Origin of the sequence: Mycobacterium sp. (assembly GCF_032162105.1) — a bacterium.
Classification (GTDB): domain Bacteria; phylum Actinomycetota; class Actinomycetes; order Mycobacteriales; family Mycobacteriaceae; genus Mycobacterium.
Genome location: NZ_JAVRPS010000073.1, coordinates 1 through 6460, shown reverse-complemented (window position 1 = coordinate 6460; position 6460 = coordinate 1). Strand labels below are relative to the sequence as shown.

Below are 6460 nucleotides of genomic sequence, written 5' to 3'. Positions count from 1 at the left end.
GCGGCCCTTCCCCGGAACGCGGCGCCAGCACCGACACCTTGCGCAGCCACGGGATGGTCTGCCCGGCGGTGACGACTGTCGCCAGCGCGACCGCCAGGCCCGTGCCGACCAACACCGTGCGCCGGCTAGGGCCGCCGGATCCTCCTGCGGTTGCGTCGTCGAGCGGTTCGCCGAGCGCGCGCCGGATCACCGGCAGTTTGACGCCGATGTGCACGACGACCGCGCCGGCCGCGACCCAGGCCATCGCGTAGTGGCTGGTGGTGAAGAAGAACTCGAACGCATACCACTGGGCCGTGTTGAGCAGGCCGGTGCTGAGCTGGAAGAGCATCGACGCGACCAGGACGAGGATCGACAGACGCTCGAGCGCACGGACCGGGCCACCGAGGATCGGCCGTTCGAACAGCTTGGGCCACACCGACCACAGCTTGACGACGAGCAGCGGGATCGCCGCGATCCCGGAGATCACGTGCAGGCCCTGGGTCACCCGGTACAGCCAGACCGGGCGGGTGGGCCAGAAGAACCACGGCTGCGGATGCTGGATGAAGTGGCTGATCAAACCGGTCAGGAAACACACGGCGACCGCTACGCCGATGGCCAGACCGACCCGCGCGGTGACGGCCGTGCCGCGCAGTCGTGAGGGCTTCACGTCACGGCCAGGGTAGCCAGCGCACGATTCCCGATCGTGTGCATGGTCGTGATGGTCAGGCCGACGTCACCGGCCAGCCGGCAGGCAATGTCGACACCGACCGAGGCCCACCGGAACCACGGGCCGACGGCCTGCGCCGACTCCAGCCGCACCCACCGCTCCTGAACACCTGCCGTCGCACAGTCGAATTCAGTGACACACCGACCACCGGCGCGCAACAGCTCGCCCGCGCGGAACAGCACGCGCCACGGATCGCCGCCGATCCCCACGTTGCCGTCGGCGAGCAGCACAGTCGACCATCGGCCGGCGCCCGGCAATGGACCGAACACGTCGCGGCGCAGCGCCGGCGCCCCACTGCGGCGGGCCAGATCCACCGCGGTTGCCGATTGATCGATGCCGAGCGCGGGCACTCCGCGCTGAACCAGGTGGGCGACCAGGCGTCCCGGACCACAGCCGAGGTCGATGGTAGGTCCGTCACACAGCCCGACCATCGCCTGGTCGAAGGAGTGGTCGGATCGCCGTCGTCCCAGCCAGCTGTGCACCGGGAGGCCGTGCACGCTGCCATCCTCGTGGCGGATCCAACATCGCTCACCGGTCAGCGCGCGGTCGTAGAGATTGCCCAGCACGTCATGCTCCTTCTGCCAAGGTGAGCCGATGAAATCGACTGCCAGGCGCGCACGCCCGGCTGACGACGTCGATGTCGTCGATGGTGTCCACGTCGGCCAACTCGGAAACCAGCCGCACCTGTACTCCGGTGTCGCCGAGCGCGCGCAGCGTTGCAGCGCCGGTGTCCGGTTGCGACATCGGCACCTCGCGCAGGCATTCCGCCATCGCCGGATCGGTGACGCCCAAGACCCACCAGCCACCGTCCCGTGCCATCCCCAGCACCGCGTCGACGCCGCACAGGGTGGCCGCGCATTCGGCTAGGAGATCCGCCGTCACCTGCGGAGTGTCCATCCCGATCTGCAGGACGGGCAGTCCACCCACGGCGGCCGCGGCGTCGGCGTGGGCGTTGGCCAACCGGTCGGCGAAACCCGCGCCGCGCTGCTCGACCACCGTGAAGTCGGTCAGGCGGATTTCGATCTCGGCACTTCGGCTGGCGGCGGCGAGATCTCCGGTGATCGCGACGATGCGGGCCGCCACCGGAGCGCCTGCGACGGCGTCCAAGGTGTCCAACAGCGCGGCGGCGGCGTAGTCAGCCGCCGCGGCGTCCCCGATGCTGGCCGCCAGACGCGTCTTCGCCAGCCCGGGCACCGGCGACTTGGCCACCACCAGCAGCGCCACCGGAATCATGAGATTGCCCGCCAAAAATCCAGGGCCGCAATGAAACTGCCTCGGGCAGAACCACTGACCTTGGACACTCCGCCGGTACGTGGCCCGTATGTCACGTCGCACTCGACCACCTGCCAGTTCGCGGCGGCCGCCCGAACCAACAGCTCCAGCGGATACCCCGATCGACGGTCGGTCACACCCAGTGCGAGCACGGCGTCGCGCCGGGCGACCCGCATGGGTGCGATGTCGTGCACCGCGAGGCCATGGCGGGTGCGCAACCGCCAACACACCGCCGCGTTCCCCAACCGCGCATGCCACGGCCAGCGCACCCTCGGCGTCGGCCTGCGTCGGCCGACGGCCATGTCGGCGCCGCGATCGAGCTCCGCGACGAGGCGTGGCAGATCTCGCGGATCCATCGACCCGTCGCCGTCGAGCACCGCCACGATCGGCGTCGCCGCCGCCACGATGCCAGCGTGCACGGCGGCGCCATATCCGGGCTGGGCCTCGGCAACGACCTGCGCGCCGCATCGTCGTGCCACGTCGGCCGTGCCGTCCGTGCTGTTGTTGTCGACCACCAGAGGCAGGTAGCCGGTCGGTATGTCAGCCAGTACCGCAGGCAGTGACGCAGCCTCGTTCAAACAGGGGAGCACCACGGTGACCCGACAACCCCTCATTAGATCGAGACTAGCCAGATCGGAAGCGGCCAATCCTGCCAAAACCTGACCAATCCGTGACATCCGCGCAGGTTGCGGAACTGCGAAGTTAATGTGGGAACCGATGACGCGGGTCCTGATCGCCGACGACGACACCGTCGTCCGTGACGTGGTGCGCCGATACCTCGAACGCGACGGCCTCGACGTCGTGGTCGCGCGCGATGGCAACGAGGCACTACGGCTGCTGAACTCCGAGCAGATCGACGTCGCCGTCCTCGACGTGATGATGCCGGGCAGGAACGGTCTGGCGCTGTGCCAGACGTTGCGCGAGCGGGGTGGCTACGCCGTGCCGGTGATCCTGCTGACCGCACTCGGCGAGGAGGACGACCGGATCGCCGGGCTCGAAGCCGGCGCCGACGACTACCTGACCAAGCCGTTCAGCCCGCGCGAGCTGGCCCTACGGGTCCGTTCGGTGCTGAGGCGCAGTCCGTCGCCTGCGGAAGCGAAGGTCGTGGTCTCGGTCGATGGGCTGACGGTGTCGGCGGCGGCGCGGTCGGTGACGCTCGACGGCCGACCCGTCAGCCTGACCAACCGCGAATTCGATCTGCTGTTGTTCCTGCTCACTCACCGGGGCATCGTGTTCAGCCGGGAGGAGCTCCTGAAGCAGGTGTGGCAGTGGAACTTCGGCGATCTGTCGACCGTGACCGTGCACGTGAAGCGGCTGCGGTCCAAGCTCGGCGACGAGCACCGGGTGACGACGGTGTGGGGCAAGGGTTACATGTGGAGCGAGACGCCGGATGCCGACGAATGACCTGTGGGAGATCATCGGTCTGGCGCTCGCGTGCTCGATCCCGGTGGTGCTCGCCGGCGCGATCCTGATCCGGCTGGCGCGGTCGTGGTCGCTGGCGGTCAGCATGGTGGTGCTGGTGCTGATCCCGACCGTGGCCACCTTCACCGGTGTGCTCGGCGCCAGCGGATTCATGTTCACGCAGCGATTCGACGCCATCATCGTGGTGCTCGTCATCGTGTCGGTGGTGACCATCCCGGCCGCGGTCATGCTCGCGCGCTACCAGGCCCGGCGCACGGTGTGGGAGCAGGACATCCGCGAGTCCGAGCAGGCCGCGGAGCAGTCGCGGCGCCAACTCGTCGCGTTCGTCAGCCACGATCTGCGCACCCCGCTGGCCGGTATCCGCGCGGTCGCCGAGGCGATGGGTGACGGCCTGGTCGCCGACGACGAGGTGCGCAGCCACGCCAAGCACATCGAGCAGGAAACCATTCGGCTGTCCGAGATGGTGGACGACCTGTTCGAGATGTCGAAGATCAACGCAGGCGCCATCCAACCCGCCTTCGACCTGGTGGCGCTAGACGAGGTCGTCGACGACGTGCTGTCCGCGCACCGCATCACCGCCGAACGGTCGGGCGTCGCGTTGCGCGCCCATCTGCCGCCCACTCCGGTGCGGGTGATCGGCAGCGACCGCGCACTGGTGCGGGTGCTGTCCAACCTCGTCGCCAACGCGATCGCCCACACCCCCGACGGCGGCACGGTGGACCTCTCGATCGGGGCCGACGAGAGCAGTGCATGGGCCCGCGTCGACGACACCGGCGTTGGGATTGACGACGCCGATCTGGCCAGGGTGTTCGACGTCGCCTACCGCGGGTCCAACGGTCGCGTGGCGCGTGCCGACTCCTCCCTGCCCAGCGGTTCGGGGCTGGGCCTGGCCATCGCGGCCGGTCTGGTGCATGCCCACCACGGCACTGTGTCGGCGTACAACCTCGCGACCGGCGCACGGTTCGAGGTGCGGCTGCCGCTGGCCGGCGAGGAGTAGCGGATCAGCTGGTGCTGACGAGCCGGGACACCGCCCGCATCACCGCCCGACTTGCACCATGGCGAACGGAGTCGACACGGGACCGCGGAATGGCCGGTGCAATACCGAGTCGCGGGAACAACGCGAGGGCGTTGGTGTGGTCGATGGCATTGCGCGTATCGGAGTCCAGGCCAGGGTAGGCCTCGAGCCCTGCGGTGAAGAGCTTGCTCGCGGCGATGGGCGCGAACGGCCAGTCCGATCCGAAGGTGATGTGTCCCGGCTTGGCGAACGCCAGCAGGGTCGGCAGTGCGGCGGCGGTCGACGACAGCGCGGTGTCGAAGTAAAAGCCGGCGAAGTCGTCGAGAGTGTCGGCTGGGCTGGCTCCGGTGTCGCCCATGATCGCCACGGCCATGCGGTAGGAGGCGTACGGCACGAAGCCGCCGGCATGGCTCAGGATGAACCTGATGTTCGGATACTTGCGGCGAATGCCGTTGCGTACCAGCAGGTACGCGGCGCGGGTGGTGTCGAGTAGGAAGTCGGCGGCGAACGGTGCGCCGCCGGGCACGGTTAGGCCCGGCCGATCGGCCGGAGGCGTCTGCATGTTCTTCAATAGGTACGGGTCGGCAATGAAGGCCCGCGCCGCTGACACCGCAGCCTTCCCGTATCCGCAACGGCCGGTCGCACAGCTGCCAGATTGCGACATCTACGGCGTTGAACTCGCTGCGGACATCGGCGATGTGCTCGCCGTCAACGAAGTGCCGACCCTTCCACGTTCCGTGCGTCATGCCGTTCTATTGTTGGTACAGCGCGGGCCAGAGGCGAAAGCTGGTGTCGCCGAGCGGCTCGACCTCGAAGCGCCGCTCCGTATCATGAGCGTCATCGAGCAGCACCGCGACTGATCCCCCTAGGAGACTGCGGTTATCCGCGCCGTACCGGAGACTGGGCATCACCCGTCGGACTGGGGTCTGGGAGCCGTCGGCGTGCACGGCGGCCGGTGTGTCGCGCAGGTAGTAGCAAGTGCCGTCGGGCCTGTGCAGTATTGCGGGAATCCAGTTGTAGTGGAGGCTTTGGGCCACCCAGTCCTTCGTCGGCGGCTGGAGATCAGCGGGCGTGGCGCCGGCATACTGGCGCACTCCCCATGATCTGTCGCGGAAGGCGAACCACTCCTCAGCCGCCAACGCTCCCTACTTGGCCGCCGACTCAGCCGGGTTGGCACCACCGCCTGGGTCGCCAATCACACGAAAGGTCGGCGTCGGGCAGTGGTAGCTGCGATCATCGCAGGCATGTTCGTTTTGATGGGAATTATCAACGCGATCGAAGACGGTCTGCATGACTTCAACGAGGCCAGCCAGAAGTGACCTCGTTCACGTCGGGGCCCGATGTGGACCCTGCCTTGCGGACCGCGGCCAGAGTTTTGCCGAGGGGCTATGCCCTCAACCGTGGGCTGGCGGTGCCGCGCGCGGCGATGACGCTGTTGGGACGCATCAATGCCGGTCGTGACGTGCCGGTCGTGGCCGTCGATGCCGATGTGAGCGTGCGCCTGCATCGTCCCGCGCGCCTCGCTGATCCGGCACCTGCGCTGCTGTGGATCCACGGCGGCGGGTTCGTGATGGGCAGCGCGCGACAGGAAGATGGCTTCTGCCGCAAGCTGTCTCATCTAGCAAGCGTCGCGGTTGCGGCCGTCGACTTCAGGCTTGCACCCGAACATCCATATCCCGCCTCGTTGGAAGACTGCTATGGGGCACTGCTGTGGTTGGCGCGGCAGCCTTGGGTTGATCCGTCACGGGTCGCAATCGGTGGTCTCAGCTCCGGCGGCGGACTGGCCGCGGCACTGGCGTTTCTGGCCCGCGATCGCGGCGAGATCCAGCCGGCCTTTCAATTGCTGTCCCAACCGAACCTCGACGACCGCACCGGCAGTCAAGCCACGGGTCGCCGCCGCCTGATCTGGTCGGAGGGTGACAACCGCCAAGCCTGGCGCTGGTATCTGGGTGACGCGGACCCGGCGGTCGCCAGCCCGGCGCGGCGCAGCGACCTCGCCGGGCTGGCGCCGGCCTGGATCGGCACCGGCTCGTTGGACTTGCTCC

Annotated in this window: 7 protein-coding genes and 2 pseudogenes; 4 read left to right on the top strand and 5 right to left on the bottom strand. The window is 68.4% G+C overall.

Features of this window, described 5'->3' with window-relative positions; genetic code table 11:
- The 4 genes and pseudogenes from QOC69_RS03690 to QOC69_RS03675 all read right to left on the bottom strand — a co-directional run.
- A pseudogene (locus tag QOC69_RS03690) lies at positions 1-646 on the bottom strand (molybdopterin-dependent oxidoreductase); the annotation flags it as partial.
- Complete coding sequence (locus QOC69_RS03685) at positions 643-1272, bottom strand: methyltransferase domain-containing protein (protein WP_526436472.1); 630 nt, start codon at positions 1270-1272, stop codon at positions 643-645. The pseudogene QOC69_RS03690 and the gene QOC69_RS03685, both read right to left, overlap by 4 nt.
- 1 nt (position 1273) lies before the next feature.
- Entirely contained in the window at positions 1274-1939 is a 666-nt protein-coding gene (locus QOC69_RS03680) for a TIGR04282 family arsenosugar biosynthesis glycosyltransferase (RefSeq protein ID WP_526436474.1), read from the bottom strand.
- Complete coding sequence (locus QOC69_RS03675; RefSeq protein ID WP_526436470.1) at positions 1936-2592, bottom strand: glycosyltransferase family 2 protein; 657 nt, start codon at positions 2590-2592, stop codon at positions 1936-1938. Before QOC69_RS03675 ends, QOC69_RS03680 begins: the two co-directional genes overlap by 4 nt.
- A 103-nt stretch (positions 2593-2695) precedes the next feature.
- On the opposite strand from QOC69_RS03675, the gene QOC69_RS03670 reads away from it, so the two are divergent.
- Both QOC69_RS03670 and QOC69_RS03665 read left to right on the top strand, forming a co-directional pair.
- Positions 2696-3382 (top strand): response regulator transcription factor, encoded by a 687-nt coding sequence (locus QOC69_RS03670; RefSeq protein ID WP_526436468.1) that lies wholly within the window; start codon positions 2696-2698, stop codon positions 3380-3382.
- A complete protein-coding gene (locus QOC69_RS03665) occupies positions 3369-4397 on the top strand; it encodes a sensor histidine kinase (RefSeq protein WP_526436466.1) in 1029 nt (342 codons plus the stop codon). The genes QOC69_RS03670 and QOC69_RS03665 overlap by 14 nt, the downstream gene beginning before the upstream one ends.
- 4 nt (positions 4398-4401) lie before the next feature.
- Here the strand turns inward: QOC69_RS03665 and QOC69_RS03660 are convergent.
- Positions 4402-4965, bottom strand: a pseudogene (locus QOC69_RS03660) (amidohydrolase family protein); the annotation flags it as partial.
- 37 nt (positions 4966-5002) lie between these two features.
- Between QOC69_RS03660 and QOC69_RS03655 the strand changes: the two are divergent.
- Together QOC69_RS03655 and QOC69_RS03650 are read left to right on the top strand one after the other, a co-directional pair.
- On the top strand, positions 5003-5275 hold the full coding sequence (locus QOC69_RS03655; protein WP_526436464.1) for a hypothetical protein: 273 nt from the start codon (positions 5003-5005) through the stop codon (positions 5273-5275).
- A gap of 455 nt (positions 5276-5730) precedes the next feature.
- A partial coding sequence (locus tag QOC69_RS03650; RefSeq protein ID WP_526436462.1) for an alpha/beta hydrolase occupies positions 5731-6460 on the top strand: 730 nt, incomplete at its 3' end.